Origin of the sequence: Providencia sp. PROV156, assembly GCF_028480905.1 — a bacterium.
Lineage (GTDB): Bacteria > Pseudomonadota > Gammaproteobacteria > Enterobacterales > Enterobacteriaceae > Providencia > Providencia hangzhouensis.
In genome coordinates this window covers 50626-67530 of the sequence record NZ_JAMPPE010000008.1, presented here as the reverse complement: position 1 = coordinate 67530, position 16905 = coordinate 50626, and the positions used below count along the sequence as shown (strand labels likewise).

Below are 16905 nucleotides of genomic sequence, written 5' to 3'. Positions count from 1 at the left end.
TAGTCTACCAGTTTAACCGCGTTAAATAAATTATATACAAAATTTGTTAACAATAGGTCAATGTAGGACAAAACAATTCAGACTAAGTTCATTTTTAACGCAAATTGCAATGGAATCAAAGAGTCATGATATAATTAAATCATGACTCTTTAATAAAAATGACGAGAAAACAACTCGTTACTCAGGTGTAAAGTGTCGTAAATGTTGAAGTGTTGCCAACCATGCTGCTATCCAACCAACCATAGCGGATAACAATAGAATCAATAAAGACTCTTCCCATAACAACCCTTCAATCTGAAATTGTGTACCAAACACACTGGCTACTTTTGCAACACCGTCTGCTAACTGCCAAACAAGTAAAAAGGTCATAATCAAGGAAATAATGGCACCTAATGCGCCCAAGACAAGGCCACCATTTAAAAATGGCCTCATGATAAACCCATCGGTAGCACCAATTAACTTCATCACATTAATTGTATCACGGCGAGCAAAAATATTGAGCCGTACGCTATTTCCTATCACAAGGAACAGTGACACAATCATTAAAATCCCAATGACAGAAGCAACTTTCCCCACCAAACCTGTTAGTGCGGCTAACCGTGCAAACCAGCTATCATCCATGCGAACTTCTTCAATGCCATCGACTTGGCTAACCCTATCACGCAGTGTTGTTAATACATCAGAACCTTCAAAATCAATTTTAGGCGTAATTATAGCTACCGCTGGCAGTGGGTTCTCCTCTAGCATGTCGAGCGCAGTACTAAAACCAGACCAACTGCGAAACTCACTCATAGCTTGGTCACGTGAAAGATAATTCACATGGTCAACCCCATCAAGCGCTTGCAACTGCGTTACCACATTTTGCCCACCTTGTTCATCAAGAGACTTATCCAAATAAACAGTGAGTTGTGGTGTTGGGTACCATTGCTCCGCGGCTTGCGAAACATTTTTCCACACAATATAGCAAAGGCTCGGTAACGTGAGTGAAATGGCAATAACCATGATAGTCAAAAAGGTGGCTAAAGGCTGTCTAAGCATATCAGCGAGCGCATTCAACCACGAATAACGCCACTGCTCTTTCCAACCGCCTTTTAATGCTTTACTTTTCGATTGCTTGGCTCGTTCCGGCTTACTTTTTCGGACATTCTTAGCCATGTTGACCTCCAAGCATACGGCCTTCACTTAATGTAAGAACACGGTAGTTACGGCGCTCAATCAATGCAATATCATGGGTTGCCATTAAAACAGTCACCCCTACACGGTTGAACTCTTCGAATAAACGCATTATCCCTTCTGACAATTCACCATCAAGGTTACCTGTTGGTTCATCCGCTAATAACATCGTTGGCTTATTCACTACCGCTCGGGCAATACCGACACGCTGTTGCTCCCCACCAGATAACTGAATAGGAAAGTTTTTAGCTTTGTCCAATAACCCGACTTTATCTAATGCCGCAGAAACTCGGCGACGAATATCTTCGGTACTGGCACCAGAAATGATTAGCGGCATTGCGACATTATCATATACCGTTCGATCAAAAAGCAGGTGGTGATCCTGAAAAATCATCCCGATCTGCCGACGCAGAAACGGGATCTCTCGATTTTTCAAGCGGCTGATATCATGACCATTGAATAAAATATGACCCGCACTTGGGCGTTCAATACCACAAATCAGTTTAAGTAATGTACTTTTACCTGCGCCTGAATGGCCTGTTAGAAATGCCATTTCTCCAGGTTGAAGATGAAAATCAACCCCTTGGAGTGCTTGGCGGCCACCGCGATAAGCTTTACTAACGTGTTCAAAGCGAATCATCGAAAATTATTCCTCTCGGGCAAATAGAGCCTCGATAAAGTCATCTGCTTTAAATGGACGTAAATCTTCAATACCCTCACCAATACCAATATAACGAATTGGAATACCAAATTGGTCGGCAATAGAGAAAATTACGCCACCTTTTGCTGTGCCATCGAGTTTAGTCAATGTGATACCTGTTAGACCGACCGCATCATCAAAAAGTTTTGCCTGACTTACCGCATTTTGTCCAGTACTTGCATCTAGCGTTAACATAATTTCATGGGGAGCATTTTCATCGAGTTTTTTCATTACCCGAACAATTTTTTTCAACTCTTCCATCAAGTGCGATTTATTTTGTAAACGTCCAGCGGTATCTGCAATTAAAACATCAACCCCTTTCGCTTGTGCTGATTGAATTGCATCAAAAATAACAGATGCAGGGTCTGCACCAGTATGTTGGGCTACCACAGGGATCTTATTACGCTCACCCCATACTTGAAGTTGCTCAACGGCTGCTGCACGGAAAGTGTCCCCCGCGGCTAACATGACGCTTTTTCCTTCCGACTGATATTGACGTGCTAATTTACCAATTGTAGTCGTTTTCCCGACCCCATTAACACCAACCATAAGAATAACATAGGGTTTTTTATCTTCAATCACGAGTGGTTTATCCACTTTCGCTAAAATATCAGACATTTCCTCACGCAATTTGCCATATAACGCTTCTGCATCCTTGAGTTCTTTACGGCTTGCATGTGCCGTTAAGTTATCAATGATTTTACGAGTGGTATCAACCCCGACATCGGCAATCAATAGCTGTTCTTCTAGCTCTTCAAATAAGTCATCATCAATTTTTTTACCTGAAAACAGCCCAAAAAAACCTGAACCTAAATTCTGGCGAGTTTTTAATAACCCTTTCTTTAGCCTAGCAAAGAAACCTTCTTTTTTAGGTTTTTCTTGCTCTGTTGGTGAATTATTTTTTTCTTCTTCTAAACGTAAGCGCTCAGCTTCAGCTTCTTCCTCTGCAATTCTCGCTTCTTCTGCTGCTTGGTGCTCACGTTCCGCTTGTTCTTCGGCTAAACGGGCTTCTTCGGCTGCTTGACGTTCGCGTTCGGCTTGTTCTTCCGCTAAACGTGCTGCTTCTGCTGCTTGGCGCTCGCGTTCGGCTTGTTCTTCCGCTAAACGTGCCGCTTCTGCTGCTTGGCGCTCGCGTTCAGCCTGTTCTTCGGCTAAGCGTGCCGCTTCTGCTGCTTGGCGCTCGCGCTCAGCCTGTTCTTCGGCTAAGCGTGCCGCTTCTGCTGCTTGGCGTTCGCGTTCTGCTTGTTCTTCGGCTAAACGTGCCGCTTCTGCTGCTTGGCGTTCACGTTCCGCTTGTTCTTCGGCTAAACGTGCGACTTCTGCTGCTTGGCGCTCACGTTCCGCGTGTTCTTCGGCTGCTTGAATGACAGCTAACTCCGCCTGACGGCGTTGCTCTTCGGCCTCCTCTGCCGCTTGAATCGCAGCTAGCTCAAGCTGACGCTGACGTTCCATTTCTTCTTCAGCAATACGCATTGCTTCAGCTTCTTGACGCTCACGCTCAGCTTTTTCTTCCGCTAGTTTTTTCTCTTGGGCTTCCTGACGCGCTTGTTCTGCTTGCTCTTGGGCGGCTTGGAGTTCTGCTAGTTTCGCTTCTCGCTCACGTTCTGCTTGCTCTGTTGCTGCCTCAATCTCAGCTTGCAGTGCTTCATACTGACGTTCAGCTTCGTCTTCAGCGGCTTTAATCGCGGCTTGCTCTGCTTGATGTTGGCGTTCTACTTCGGCTGTTGCGGCATCTACCGCAGCTTCATGGGTTGATTGTTTTTCAACGTCCTTGACTATATCATTATCATTCTGTTGAGCTTCTTGTTGCTGGGTTTCTTCTTCATTTTTACGCCCAAACCCCAACCATGAGAAAAAACCTTTTTTCTTGTCTTTAGCCATTTGCCACTACACTCCTCGCGGTAAAAATATGGCACTCGATAATCAAATCGCAATAAAATTATATGCAGTCTACCATTTCATCGCTCAGCAACACATATCTGAAAGAAAAATCCTGCCAATTTAATCTGAATTTTCGTGTTAAAACTGTGAAAATGAAGCACTATAATTGAAATACAGCCAATCAGAGATAACAACACTGCAACTTATCGCCTGACAGGTATACAATAGTAACAATCAAATTTAAGTACATAAACCCGTTAAGCAACAATAAACATTATGGCAAAAAAACCACAATCTCCCTCTTTAGGGCAAATTCGTATTATCGGTGGGAAATGGCGCGGAAGAAAGCTGCCAGTTCGTGATAGTGAGGGCTTGCGCCCAACCACAGACAGAATTAAAGAAACATTATTTAACTGGTTGATGCCAATTATTCGGGATGCGCGTTGCTTAGATTGCTTCGCAGGCAGTGGTTCTCTGGGCTTTGAAGCACTTTCTCGTTTTGCAGAAACGGTCACCTTTATTGAGCTCGATAAACAAAACGCACAATTACTGGCTGAAAATAAAGCTCGCTTACAAGCCGATAACGCAACCGTAGTGAATCACAATAGCCTAAATTTTTTAAGCCAAGCAGGTATACCTTTTGACGTCGTTTTCATTGACCCACCATTTCGCAAAGGGCTGCTCAATGAAACCATTCAATTGTTAGAAAAAAACCAATGGTTAGCTGAAGAAAGCTGGATATACGTTGAGTCAGAAGCGGAGTCACCACTTACTGACATCCCAGCTAATTGGCAACTTCATCGCGAAAAAATAGCAGGGCAAGTCGCATATCGCCTTTTTATTCGAACTTCACTTTAGGGACAAAAACATGTTTATAAATATTGGACGCCTGCTCATGATTTGCGTTTGGGGCTTTATGGTCTTTAATCTCGTCCACCCATTTCCTAAACCATTGAAATATTTTATGGATATTGCAATGGTTTTTATGATTTTCATGCACGCACTACAAACTATTTTCCTAAAAGCAACGCTGCCAAAAGGAGAGAAAATCTCTGGTTTAGTTCAATTACGCATTTTCTTTTTTGGCGTATTCGAAATGCTAGCCATGCAGAAAAAAAATAAAGCCGATTTAGAAGAAGCAAAGAAAAAACAATCAGGTGAATAACTTATTCTACGCTGGCTCAAAACGAATAAACCGAGTACCTTGCATAATGAGCTTGCCTTCATGGCCAAGCTCAACGCCTTGATACTGTTCTTCCGTTACAATAGTTTTAATAATTTCGCCGCTTGATAGCGTTTTAAAGTGAATCTCATAGCGAAAAGTTTCAGGTGAAACAACATCCCGCTCTCGAGAACGCATGTTAGGATAAGGGTAGTCTTTTTTGCTATCAACCTTTACTAAGTAGCTTACAGGCAAAGCGTTATCATTAAGTTCATTTTGCTTGCGTTGGTCAAAAAAACGCTTAGTGGCGAGCACCGCAATAATCGCTAAAACGATAATCAGTAATATTGGCTTATTCATAATGTGTGCATTTTGCTTAAAAAGTCCGTCATGATAGTTTATCTTATTTAACTAAACAGGACACGTTTCTAAGTTACCGGATCCCTGCCGTGTCATTCATTGAACATATAAGGATGTGTATATGATTAGTTGGCCATTCCTCGCTGTACTCTTTTCCGGTTGGTTATATGTCGATGCCGCCTATCGAGGACCCGGGTGGCAACGTTGGTTATTTCGCCCAATCACACTGCTACTTTTATTACTTTGGGGTTGGAGCTCCGACGACCTTAACCTGCAAAATTATCTTATTCTTGCGGGGCTGCTAGTTTCTCTCGTTGCAGATCTTTCTCGCATGCTTTCAAGTGAGCACTTACTAGCTTCCGTCGCGTTGATGTTCTTGAGTTATTTGATTTATACCATCAGCTTCGGAATGCAATTTAATTTCGGGCTCTATCTACCTTGGCTTGCCGCACCTCTGATTGTCGCTGCCGTTACTTTAGTTTTCATTTGGGGCAAGCTTGAAGGCCTACAAGCTATTGTTTTTGCATCATTAATAATGTGCATGATTATGGCATGGGTTGCTGGTGACCAATATTTTGGTCTCGGTCGTGAATACAACTTCTCAATCATGATTGGCGCATCACTGCTATTTCTTTCTAACTGTATTTGGCTAATTGCTCGATTCCGTATTCCCTTTAAAGCCTCAAAAGCCGTTGTTGCAGCACTATACTTCCTTGGACAGTTTTTCATTGTGCGAGCGATTTACTTATAATCACACCTTTTAGTCATACCATGCCAATTGATAAAAAGTGCTATTTGAGAATTTTATCAATTGGCCGCCCTATTTTTGTTTGACTCTGGAGTAGACTCCAGAGTGTAAACTTATCCACAATGATAGAACACATTGTTTGATAAGGGGGCGCTTATGCACTCACATTCCCATAAAGAAACACATAATCACACAAGTAGCTGCTGCTCTAGCAACAGTTGCTGTTCATCTACTGTAGCGGGCAATAGCCAAAAAGTTAGTGATGACTCACATACTCATGAACATGGCAGTGTGAAGAAACATCCTGACGACGATGAAGGCACTCACCGGCACAGTGGTGAGTGTCATTCAACTCATAATCACGCCGCCAATGACCATTCTGGTCATGATCACAAACATGGCAATAGCTGCGGGTTAACTGCGAATATCAGCAATGAAGTTGAGCCTACCCAAGCGGCAGGCCAGCGCTTTAGCTGGATCATCCGTGGTATGGATTGCCCAAGCTGTGCAAACAAAATTGAAACTGCAGTTAGGCAAATAAGTGAAGTAAAACAAGCCAAAGTGTTATTTGCTACGGAAAAACTGGTGGTTGATGCCAACACCGATATTAGCACAGCGGTGCGTTCTACCGTTGAAGCTGCGGGTTATGAATTACTTGAAGTCGGTGGCAACAGTGCGGCAACTATCGCGCCACCACAAAGCTTACTCAATGAAGCTAAGCCCGTTATTATATTAGCGATTTTAATGGCGATTAGTTGGGGAATTGAGTTTATCAATCCACAGTTGGGTAATATCGCCTTTATTTTAACCACTCTATTTGGGTTATACCCGATCGCACGTAAATCATTGCGCTTAATGAGAACGGGTTCCCCTTTTGCTATCGAAACTTTGATGTCCGTTGCCGCAATAGGCGCAATCTTTATTCAAGCAACAGAAGAAGCCGCAATGGTTATCTTACTGTTTATGTTAGGCGAAATGTTGGAATCCTATTCTGCCGGAAGGGCCCGACGAGGGGTTAGCGCCTTAATGGCACTGGTACCAGAAGACGCCGTTTTAATCAAAGATGGGCAAAAAACAACGATTCCTGTTGCGCAATTACGACCAGGAGACATTATTGAGATTGCACCGGGTGGGCGTTTACCTACCGATGCGGTGTTAGTGTCAGGTTTTGCCAGCTTTGATGAAAGTGCGTTAACAGGTGAGTCCGTTCCTGTAGAGCGTAATGTCGGTGAAAAGGTGGCTGCAGGCTGCTTATCTATTGATAGAGCCGTTCAAATGCAGGTGGTATCAGAGCAAGGTCAAAATGCGATTGACCGCATTTTACAGCTAATTGAGGAAGCTGAAGAACGCCGTGCGCCGATAGAACGTTTTATTGACAGCTTTAGCCGGGTTTATACCCCAATCATTATGCTTATTTCAGCACTAGTGATTATTATTCCACCAATATTCTTCAGTGCACCATGGGAGACTTGGATTTACCGAGGTTTAACACTGTTATTAATCGGTTGTCCTTGTGCATTAGTGATTTCAACCCCTGCAGCGATAACGTCTGCACTGGCAACAGCAACACGCCGAGGTGCATTAATTAAAGGCGGTGCGGCACTTGAACAACTGGGCACTATCACGACAATTGCTTTAGATAAAACAGGCACACTCACGGAAGGTAAACCTCATGTCACTGACCTTATTCCTGTAGAAGGCATGACCGAAAGTGAATTAGTCCAAATTACCGCCTCCGTTGAAGTGGGTTCACATCATCCTCTGGCAAAAGCGGTGGTGAATAAAGCAGAGGCGTTATCGTTAGGCATTGTTGAAGCACAAGATCGTAAAGCATTAGCTGGAAAAGGAGTTGAGGGTGTACTTGATGGTAAGCGTATACTAGTGAGTTCGCCAAACCGCCTTGATATTCCACTCGATAGTGAATGGCAAAATAAGGTCGAAACATTAGAAGCTGAAGGAAAAACGGTTGTTGTCACACTCGAAAATGACCGCGTAATTGGTTTAACCGCACTGCAAGATACATTGCGCAGCGATGCAGTAGATACGATGAGCATGCTGAAAGCGCTCAATGTGAATGCTGTAATGCTAACAGGCGATAACCCTCGTGCTGCAAGCGCTATTGCAGACCAATTAGGCATGGAATACCGCGCAGGGTTATTACCAGAAGATAAAGTGACGGCAGTTATGGCCCTTAATCGTAACCACAGCACAATGATGGTCGGTGATGGTATTAACGATGCCCCTGCAATGAAAGCGTCTAGTATCGGTGTTGCCATGGGTAGTGGTACTGATGTGGCATTAGAGACCGCCGATGCTGCATTAACCCATAACCGTTTGACTGGACTTGCAGAGATTATTGCATTATCTCGTGCGACTCGGAAAATTATTCGTGAAAATATAGCGATTGCCTTGGGGCTAAAAGCAATATTTCTGGTGACCAGTTTATTGGGAATTACCGGGCTTTGGGTCGCCGTACTTGCTGATTCAGGTGCAACAGCACTCGTCACTGCGAACGCTGTACGTTTACTGCGAGTCAAGTTACCTCAAGTGAAAAAATAATTTATACCAATTGATTTAAACGCCACACTTAGTGGCGTTTTTATTTACAACCATTCCAATATTTTGTTGTATTACAATATGTTAAATACAACCTTAATTAGAGAATTAGGACTAACTTTTTCTCCATCAGTCTCAATCTTCGCTAAAATACGTTTTGTAAATAGATTATTTCGGCATGACGTTTAGCAGGTACTTGGCATGGTAAAAAATCACAGTTCAACACCACATGATGCTGCATTTAAAGGGTTTATGTCTAAAATTGATAATGCACGTGATTTTTTTGATATCCATTTACCCGGCCATATTAAGCAATTATGTGATTTCAAAACATTAGCGATAACAAACTCTTCTTTCATTGATAACCAGCTACGCACTCGTCTTTCAGATGTTCTCTACACTGTCGAGACACAGCAAGGTGAAGGGTATATTTATATGTTAGTTGAGCACCAATCAACACCCGATAAACTAATGGGTTGGAGAATGATGCATTATGCATTCCTTGCCATGAACCAACATTTACAACAAGGTCATCGTGATCTACCGCTGGTTGTGCCTGTTTTATTTTATCATGGGAAGATAACGCCTTATCCATATGCTAAACCATGGACACACTGTTTCCCATGGCCAGAAATTGCATCAAACTTATATAGTCAGCCATTTCCGCTCGTTGATATTACTGTTATTGATGATAACGAACTCGTAAATCATCGCAAAGTTGCCGTCATGGAACTCGCAATGAAGCACAGAGACTTAAGAGATAACATAGAAAAAGTCACGCAGTTACTAGCTGAAGCGATGAATCAAAATTATCATCATAGTGATGACATCATCACTATTTTCAACTATTTATTTATTACTATGGATTCACCTCATTTTGAGACAGTGGTTAATCAACTTATATACCAATTAGAAAATAACCAAGAGGCTATTATGAACATCGCGCAACGATTAAAAAATCAAGGGTTACAAGAGGGAATTGATATTGGCATAAATAGAGGCATTGATATTGGAGCAAACAAAAAACAACATGAAGTTGCACTTAAAGGTTTGCAACTTGGTACAAGTATTGAACTTATCTGCCAACTTACTGGGTTAAGCTATCAGGAAGTATTAAGCCTACAATAATATCCCTACCTCTTGGCAGGGATTAACATACAAAAAGAAATTAGCTAGTAACAACTAGCTCGATTTTTTACGCAACAAATAACGATATGGTGCGTTGTCAGCCTCTACTGCTAATAAATCATGCTCCATAAAGCGGCAAAAACCTGGGATATCACGTGTGGTTGCTGGGTCATCAGCAATAATTAACAACGTTTCACCATCGGCCATGTTACGAACCGTTTTACGCACTAACATCACAGGCTCAGGGCAACGCAGCCCTAGTGTATCAAGGGTTTTCGTTGGGTTAGCAAATAAATCAGACATTAAAAAACACTTCTAAAAGGGATCAATAGACTGATTATATAATAAAATATCCATTGATAAATGAACAGTTTTGCATTTGTTGCGCAACAAGAGTATGATGCGCTGCTCCCAAGTGTTGGGATGTATTTCATGGGTTCCCTCACCCCATTGTGACTAAAAAGGTACAATATGTTTGATTTTACTGCGCAGCAAAAAGCCACTGCGTTAATTTGGCTTTCGTTATTTCATATTTTAATCATTACTTCTAGTAACTACCTCGTGCAGTTGCCAATTAATATTTTTGGCTTCCATACCACTTGGGGTGCATTTACTTTTCCATTTATTTTCTTAGCTACTGATTTAACCGTTCGTATTTATGGCGCGCCGCTTGCACGCAGAATTATCACTGCAGTTATGCTGCCCGCATTACTGATTTCATACGTTATTTCAGCTTTATATTTCCAAGGTGAATGGCAAGGTTTTACCGCATTATCTGAATTTAACTTATTTGTAGCACGTATTGCCGCAGCGAGTTTTATGGCTTATGTACTGGGTCAAATATTAGATGTCAGTGTTTTCAATCGATTACGCCAAAATGCACGTTGGTATGTAGCACCTGCCTGTGCAATGTTCTTTGGTAACTTGATTGACACTATCGCCTTTTTCTTTATTGCTTTTTTCCGCAGTAGCGATCCATTTATGGCTGCAAATTGGGTAGAGATTGCTTTAGTTGACTATGTCTTTAAGCTACTTATTTGCATGCTATTTTTCTTGCCTGCTTATGGTGTGCTTTTGAACTTTATCTTGAAGTCTTTCTTTGCAAACTCAGATAAAAAACAGTTAGCCAATCAACACTAAAAACAAAAAAAGGAGATAGTTATATGCTATCTCCAAATAAGTTTAACTGAGCTAAAACAAAAAATAACAACCCTACAATTCGATAAGTAACAGATCACAAAGCTTTTGCTAGAAGTGAAATCGGGTGCTCACACTTCTTACTCGTCGACATCTCAATCTGCCACTTACAAGTTTCGCAGTCTGTAATCACCATATCCGCACCACTTTCTTCAATTTGACGGAACAGCCCTGCCCCTATTCCTTGAGAAACCTCATAGTTTTCTTTTTTGAAACCATAGGTTCCTGCGATACCACAACATTGTGAATCCAACACAATTAGCTCAACCCCTGGTACACGTTTAATTAACTCTAACGTATAGGAAGTCCACCCCATTTTTTCCATATGGCATGGTGTGTGATAAGCCACTTTTAAAGGCGTATGTTTCAGTTTGAGTTCACGCCCTTCTTCAAGTAAACGATAAATATAACGCGTTGCGAGCTCGATGTTATCCCTCATAGCAGAAGTATCAACATCAAGTACATGCGTATATTCATCACGGATGGTAAACGTACAGGTTGATGAAGTTGCAACAACAGGTACATGTTTTTCAAGGATAGTTTCTTGCAATGACTCTAAATTAACATTGGCTTGGCGCTTAGCCTGTTTCATAAAGCCATTGGCTATTAATGCCACACCACAACATTTTTCACGTTTAAGTAGCTGAACACCAATATTCATGCCGTTAAAGACTTTAATTAAGTCTTTACCTAATTGAGGGTGGTTATAATTCACATAACAGCCATGGAAGAACGCAACTTGCTCTTCAAATTTAGCTTGTTCAGCGGCTTGTTTTGCATACCAACGGCGGAAAGTCCCAAACGAATATTTAGGTAATTCACGGCGGTGGTCTATTTTCAATGCTTTATCAAGGATTTGACGTACAGGTTTTAACCCTGTAATAGTATTGACAACTGGTGCAAATGGCGTCGATAACGACCCCATTAAATCCGTATGGCTGAGAATAGCATCACGAATTTTAGGTTTCTGTTGGCTGTAAGTATTACGCGCACGAGCAATAATATCGCCAATCTTCACATCTGATGGACAAGCGACTTCGCAACGCTTGCAGTTAGTACAATATTTCAACGCTTCGTCATACAGCATCGGATCTTTTAAGCGTAAACGCTCACCGTCTGGCCCTGCTTGCTTAGGGCCAGGATACAGAGGATTAACCTTTGCAACAGGGCAATAAGTGGTACACACAGTGCATTTAATACAGCTTTCAAAGCTTGCATCTTGAATACTCATTGTGCCACCTCCACCTGCATAGTTTTATTCTTACTCAGTTCATTAATAATTTCATTAGCGGCATATAATGCGCTAATTATCGATACGCCCGCACCACAACCTTGAGTGAGAGGGTCAAAACCGCCTAAAACAGCGCCGGCTACATAAAGATTAGAAATGGCTTTCCCCTCTTTTTGTGCGCGTAGTTTTTCATCGGTTTTCACACCAAAAGCCATATAGGGCTGGGAAGCGAAAAACTCTTTGTTAGTCCATTTTGCACGTTCTGAAATTTCACACAGGTCCAATTGCATCAAAGGCTCATAGACACGGTCAAACTCTGCCACCAAACCATTATTAAAAAAGCTTCCCGTCGCCAGAACAAAATGCTTAGCTTTTAAAGAGATATCGCCATGATTACGAGTCTGGACAGATTCAATTCGGCCATCAACACAATTCACAGCGGTAACTTTATCACCAGGCATCACAATTCCACCTTGGCGACGGAACTGACGCAGTAACAGTTCATGCAAACGAATCCCCAATAGCGAAGGAGGAAGAGTCGGTAGTAAAAATAATGGCTTACCTAAGCTCATTTGTAATTCATGTAAAGGTTCATCACTATCGAGTCCGATACAGGCTGGCATAAAAATCGCCTCTGCATCTGTGACCAACGGAGAAATTTCAGCAACCATTTGTGCCATATTTTCTGGTCTATCAAGCCAACGAGCAACATTAACCGCTCTAAACTCACTCGGGTTTTCTCTTAATCGGTCTAATAATGGTAAATGCACATAATGCGATGTTGCTTGTAACCCCTCACGTTGTAGCTCATCAGCCACCATCTGAGGTTGAAAATCCAAGAAACCTTCGATACCAACCACAGCAATCTTGCTAACATCCATTTTATGGTGCAAACCGACAGTCGGAACAGACTCAGGACTAAGCCAAGTCATCCGTTTATGGCCCAGAGGTGTAATACGATAATGGTTTTCTTCACAAGAGCCTTTTAAATGAACTCCTGCTTGCTGCAATATTGACTGAGCCATATGCGCTAGCTCAGTAACTTGCGTCTTTCCGATTAAACTATAAGGGTGTGCTGGCGCCTGTTCCTTTAGCGCATCAAGCATTTCTAGTGGTTTTTCAGCCACTTGTCCATTTGGTAAATGGGTTAATAAATCCAAGGAGCCTGATGAAAAATGTAATGCATTTTGCCCTGCACTAACAATTGCACAAGATAGACCAGACTGGGTCAAACGGATACCGCTCATTAATCCAGCTAAACCGCCGCCCATTACCACTACATCATATTTCATTGTCCGCCTCCTTCTGTGCATCCTTGCCAAGTGTCGCTTCATTCATGCCACATAACCCGTGATATACCCAGCTGGTAAATTCACTTTCACGCAATGCGTCACCCCAAGCAATTGGACGTACACCTTTCCAACGTTCATTAAGGAAGTGACTCAGTTGTTGCTCTGTTTCATGAGGCGTTGTGACATTAAAACGATTGAGTAACCCCGCAGCACGGCAAGCACATAATTCACCTTGGCAAGTTCCCATCCCCACACGAGTACGACGCCTTAAATCAAGTAAATTATTCACCGTTAATGAATTAACGGCATAGCGTACTTCACCAGCAGTAACGGCTTCACACTCACAAACTAAACTTTTATCGAGCCTATCCGTACTGAGAATTGCAGAAGCCCTGTCACCATGACGGTAAACCGCTGAGCCACGAATAGGGGCTGGGATAGAAACAACATTGCGTAAGGCTTCTTCTGCACTATGTTGCGAGCCCGGTAGTGGCGCTTCTGCTGTTGTACACTTGGCACTGTGGCCTAATTTTTCACAAACTTTATCAGTAGCCCACTCAGCCATCAGACGATATGTCATTAACTTACCACCAGTGATAGTGATAAACCCTTCTAAGCCATCGCGTTTAGCATGGTCTAACAGCACAATACCGCGGCTGACATTACGCCCTGATGGGTCATCATCACTGGCAACTAATGGCCGAACACCTGCATATGCACGTAAAATACGTGTTGTTGCAAGTGCTGGCGATAGCATTGAACCTTCACGAATAAGAATATCCACCTCTTCAGGGGTGACATACATATTATCAATTTGGTCATATTCAATATGAGTCGATGTGGTCCCAATCAGGGAAATCGTATCGCCGGGAACTAAAATATCGGCATCTGCAGGTTTGCGGCAACGGTTTATCACCATGTTGTTCAAGCGATGGCCTAAAATTAATAGCGCCCCTTTCGCAGGGAACATTTTAATTTTTAATTCGCCATACTCTGCGATTTTTTGCCCCCAGATCCCGCCTGCATTGACGACAATTTCCGCGTAAATATCATATTGCTTCTTGGCGTGGTGATCATAAACCGTAACGCCACGTACGGTGTCGCCATCACGAATCAAACCAATAACTTCATGATAAGTTAACACTTTCGCGCCATGCTCTCTGGCATCTAACATATTTGCCGCAGTCAAACGGAATGGGTCAACCGTGCCATCAGGAACACGAACCGCACCTATTAGATGTGGGTTAACAGAAGGTTCAAGGCGAATAGCCTCTTTGGGGTCAATTGCAGTCGCATCAATACCCGCAGCTTGGCAAGCCGTAATGAATTGTTGCTGATACTCTAAGCTGTCTTCAGGTAAAGTAATAAACAAACCATCAGTTCGCTCTATACAGTGATGCGCGATACGTTTTAAAATCTTGTTCTCTTCTATACATTCTCTGGCGGATTCACCATCTGTGACTGCATAACGCGCGCCACTATGAAGTAACCCATGGTTACGCCCTGTCGCGCCAGTCGCAATATCATGCCTTTCGAGTAAAACAGTTCTTAGACCTCGGCGAGCGCAGTCACGAGCGACTCCTGCACCTGTTGCGCCACCACCAATAATGATGACATCCGTCTCAGTCACAGATGAGCCATTCATGTCGCATTCCTCACATTAATAAACATTTCTATAATCGATAAGTATAGATTCTATTTTTATAATCTATTATTAAATATAGCCCAGAAACGCGATCAATGTTTGATAAGGAACAAAAACGAAAGCAATTGATGCATATTCAGTGTTCAAAAGAACAAAATCGTGATGAGAATCACAAAATAATTAACATTTCTAGTTCCATTCTATTCACAAATGTCATTTACTATGCAACTTCATAAACAAAATCAATAATTGTGCGTTGGATTACAGATAAATTGTTTTTTAACGACTACAATTTAGAGCAATTAAGAAAATAAAGACTCTTAAATTACTCGATTACTTTCGTTTTTGTTACTTCACCAATAATAAACACTCAATATTTCTCTGAAATAGAGAAATGGAAGTGTAAATAAAAATTAGCATGCCATCGGAGGCGTATATGTTAAGCATTTTTAAACCAGCACCTCATATAGAGAGGCTGCCAGCGGATAAGATAGATCCTGTCTATCGTAAGCTTCGCTGGCAGATCTTCATGGGTATTTTCTTTGGTTACGCAGCGTATTATCTAGTCCGAAAGAACTTTGCGTTAGCGATGCCATATCTTGTTGAACAAGGTTTCTCTAAAGGTGACCTTGGTTTTGCATTATCAGGGATCTCAATTGCTTACGGATTTTCTAAATTTATCATGGGGTCGTTTTCCGACCGTGCAAACCCGCGTTATTTCTTACCAGCAGGTTTGATTCTCGCCTCCGCAGTGATGTTAATTATGGGCTTCGTACCATGGGCAACATCAAGCATCATGGTAATGTTCGTATTACTGTTCCTTTGTGGTTGGTTCCAAGGTATGGGTTGGCCTCCTTGTGGGCGTACCATGGTTCACTGGTGGTCACAAAAAGAACGTGGCGGTATCGTTTCGGTTTGGAACTGTGCACACAACGTCGGTGGTGGTATCCCTCCATTACTGTTCATGTTAGGTATGGCATGGTTTAACGACTGGAAAGCTGCGCTGTATATGCCTGCATTGGCTGCTATCCTTGTTGCAATCATTGCATTTGCGTTAATGCGCGACACCCCGCAATCTTGTGGTCTTCCTCCAATTGAAGAGTACAAAAACGACTATCCAACTGACTATAAAGCATCAGATGAGCAAGAGTTAACTGCAAAAGAAATCTTCATGAAGTATGTTTTCCCTAACAAACTATTATGGATGATTGCGATTGCGAACGTGTTCGTTTACTTACTGCGTTATGGTGTTTTGGACTGGTCTCCAACTTACCTGCGTGAAGTTAAACACTTCGCAATGGACAAATCTTCATGGGCTTACTTCTTATATGAATACGCAGGTATCCCAGGTACGTTACTGTGTGGTTGGATGTCGGATAAAGTCTTCCGTGGTAACCGTGGAGCCACTGGTGTGTTCTTCATGGTTCTGGTAACCATTGCAACTATCGTGTTCTGGATGAACCCAGCTGGTAACCCAAATGTTGATATGGCATGTATGTTGATCATCGGTTTCCTAATCTATGGTCCTGTTATGTTGATTGGTTTGCACGCCCTTGAACTTGCACCGAAAAAAGCAGCAGGTACAGCCGCAGGATTCACAGGCTTGTTCGGCTACCTCGGTGGTTCTGTAGCAGCAAGTGCTATCGTTGGTTATACCGTAGACTACTTCGGTTGGGACGGTGGCTTCGCAGTCATGATCGGTGGTTCAGCACTGGCCGTTGTTCTACTGTTTATCGTGATGTTGAGCGAAAGCAAACATAAACGCGAATTAGCAAACTCACAATAAACATTCATCAAATGTTCATTGTTAATCGCTAGACTCGTGGGCTATA

General features: G+C 42.4%; 15 protein-coding genes. 7 read left to right on the top strand and 8 right to left on the bottom strand.

Annotated features, from left to right (window positions below; genetic code table 11):
* Positions 1–177: 177 nt before the first annotated feature.
* From ftsX to ftsY, 3 genes are read right to left on the bottom strand one after another with little or no spacing between them, the layout of a single operon-like run.
* Positions 178–1155 carry a permease-like cell division protein FtsX gene (ftsX, locus tag PSF31_RS07955; protein WP_004258540.1) on the bottom strand — a complete coding sequence of 326 codons (978 nt, stop codon included), beginning with the start codon at positions 1153–1155 and terminating at the stop codon, positions 178–180.
* Positions 1148–1813, bottom strand: a complete 666-nt coding sequence (gene ftsE / locus PSF31_RS07950) for a cell division ATP-binding protein FtsE (protein ID WP_004258545.1) — start codon at positions 1811–1813, stop codon at positions 1148–1150. The genes ftsX and ftsE overlap by 8 nt, the downstream gene beginning before the upstream one ends.
* 6 nt (positions 1814–1819) lie before the next feature.
* Complete coding sequence (gene ftsY, locus PSF31_RS07945; RefSeq protein ID WP_164560887.1) at positions 1820–3754, bottom strand: signal recognition particle-docking protein FtsY; 1935 nt, start codon at positions 3752–3754, stop codon at positions 1820–1822.
* A 276-nt stretch (positions 3755–4030) separates the two neighbouring features.
* Between ftsY and rsmD the strand changes: the two genes are divergently transcribed.
* Both rsmD and PSF31_RS07935 read left to right on the top strand, forming a co-directional pair.
* The gene (rsmD, locus tag PSF31_RS07940; RefSeq protein WP_004258577.1) at positions 4031–4612 is read left to right on the top strand and encodes a 16S rRNA (guanine(966)-N(2))-methyltransferase; all 582 of its coding nucleotides are present in this window, start codon (positions 4031–4033) and stop codon (positions 4610–4612) included.
* A gap of 10 nt (positions 4613–4622) precedes the next feature.
* Entirely contained in the window at positions 4623–4919 is a 297-nt protein-coding gene (locus PSF31_RS07935; protein ID WP_004258582.1) for a DUF1145 family protein, read from the top strand.
* 6 nt (positions 4920–4925) lie between these two features.
* Here PSF31_RS07935 and PSF31_RS07930 read toward each other — a convergent pair whose 3' ends face one another.
* The gene (locus tag PSF31_RS07930) at positions 4926–5276 is read right to left on the bottom strand and encodes a DUF2500 family protein (RefSeq protein WP_004258585.1); all 351 of its coding nucleotides are present in this window, start codon (positions 5274–5276) and stop codon (positions 4926–4928) included.
* 121 nt (positions 5277–5397) lie between these two features.
* Here PSF31_RS07930 and PSF31_RS07925 point away from each other — a divergent pair, with 121 nt between their 5' ends.
* The 3 genes from PSF31_RS07925 to PSF31_RS07915 all read left to right on the top strand — a co-directional run bounded on the left by PSF31_RS07925 (position 5398) and on the right by PSF31_RS07915 (position 9708).
* On the top strand, positions 5398–6027 hold the full coding sequence (locus PSF31_RS07925) for a lysoplasmalogenase (protein WP_004258589.1): 630 nt from the start codon (positions 5398–5400) through the stop codon (positions 6025–6027).
* 153 nt (positions 6028–6180) lie between these two features.
* Positions 6181–8583, top strand: a complete 2403-nt coding sequence (locus PSF31_RS07920; RefSeq protein ID WP_219144464.1) for a zinc/cadmium/mercury/lead-transporting ATPase — start codon at positions 6181–6183, stop codon at positions 8581–8583.
* Positions 8584–8781: 198 nt separating this feature from the next.
* Complete coding sequence (locus tag PSF31_RS07915; protein ID WP_164560885.1) at positions 8782–9708, top strand: Rpn family recombination-promoting nuclease/putative transposase; 927 nt, start codon at positions 8782–8784, stop codon at positions 9706–9708.
* Positions 9709–9762: 54 nt separating this feature from the next.
* Here PSF31_RS07915 and tusA read toward each other — a convergent pair whose 3' ends face one another.
* A complete protein-coding gene (gene tusA, locus PSF31_RS07910) occupies positions 9763–10011 on the bottom strand; it encodes a sulfurtransferase TusA (RefSeq protein ID WP_004258596.1) in 249 nt (82 codons plus the stop codon).
* A gap of 168 nt (positions 10012–10179) precedes the next feature.
* Here tusA and PSF31_RS07905 point away from each other — a divergent pair, with 168 nt between their 5' ends.
* The gene (locus PSF31_RS07905) at positions 10180–10848 is read left to right on the top strand and encodes a 7-cyano-7-deazaguanine/7-aminomethyl-7-deazaguanine transporter (protein ID WP_004258598.1); all 669 of its coding nucleotides are present in this window, start codon (positions 10180–10182) and stop codon (positions 10846–10848) included.
* A 94-nt stretch (positions 10849–10942) separates the two neighbouring features.
* Here PSF31_RS07905 and glpC read toward each other — a convergent pair whose 3' ends face one another.
* From glpC to glpA, 3 genes are read right to left on the bottom strand one after another with little or no spacing between them, the layout of a single operon-like run.
* Positions 10943–12136: an anaerobic glycerol-3-phosphate dehydrogenase subunit GlpC gene (gene glpC, locus PSF31_RS07900; RefSeq protein ID WP_004258601.1), complete on the bottom strand. Its 1194-nt coding sequence runs from the start codon at positions 12134–12136 to the stop codon at positions 10943–10945.
* The gene (gene glpB / locus PSF31_RS07895; protein WP_096864383.1) at positions 12133–13428 is read right to left on the bottom strand and encodes a glycerol-3-phosphate dehydrogenase subunit GlpB; all 1296 of its coding nucleotides are present in this window, start codon (positions 13426–13428) and stop codon (positions 12133–12135) included. The genes glpC and glpB overlap by 4 nt, the downstream gene beginning before the upstream one ends.
* Complete coding sequence (glpA, locus tag PSF31_RS07890) at positions 13418–15073, bottom strand: anaerobic glycerol-3-phosphate dehydrogenase subunit A (RefSeq protein ID WP_004258606.1); 1656 nt, start codon at positions 15071–15073, stop codon at positions 13418–13420. Before glpA ends, glpB begins: the two co-directional genes overlap by 11 nt.
* A 436-nt stretch (positions 15074–15509) precedes the next feature.
* On the opposite strand from glpA, the gene glpT reads away from it, so the two are divergent.
* The gene (glpT, locus tag PSF31_RS07885; protein WP_036958039.1) at positions 15510–16859 is read left to right on the top strand and encodes a glycerol-3-phosphate transporter; all 1350 of its coding nucleotides are present in this window, start codon (positions 15510–15512) and stop codon (positions 16857–16859) included.
* The last annotated feature ends 46 nt before the right edge of the window (positions 16860–16905 follow it).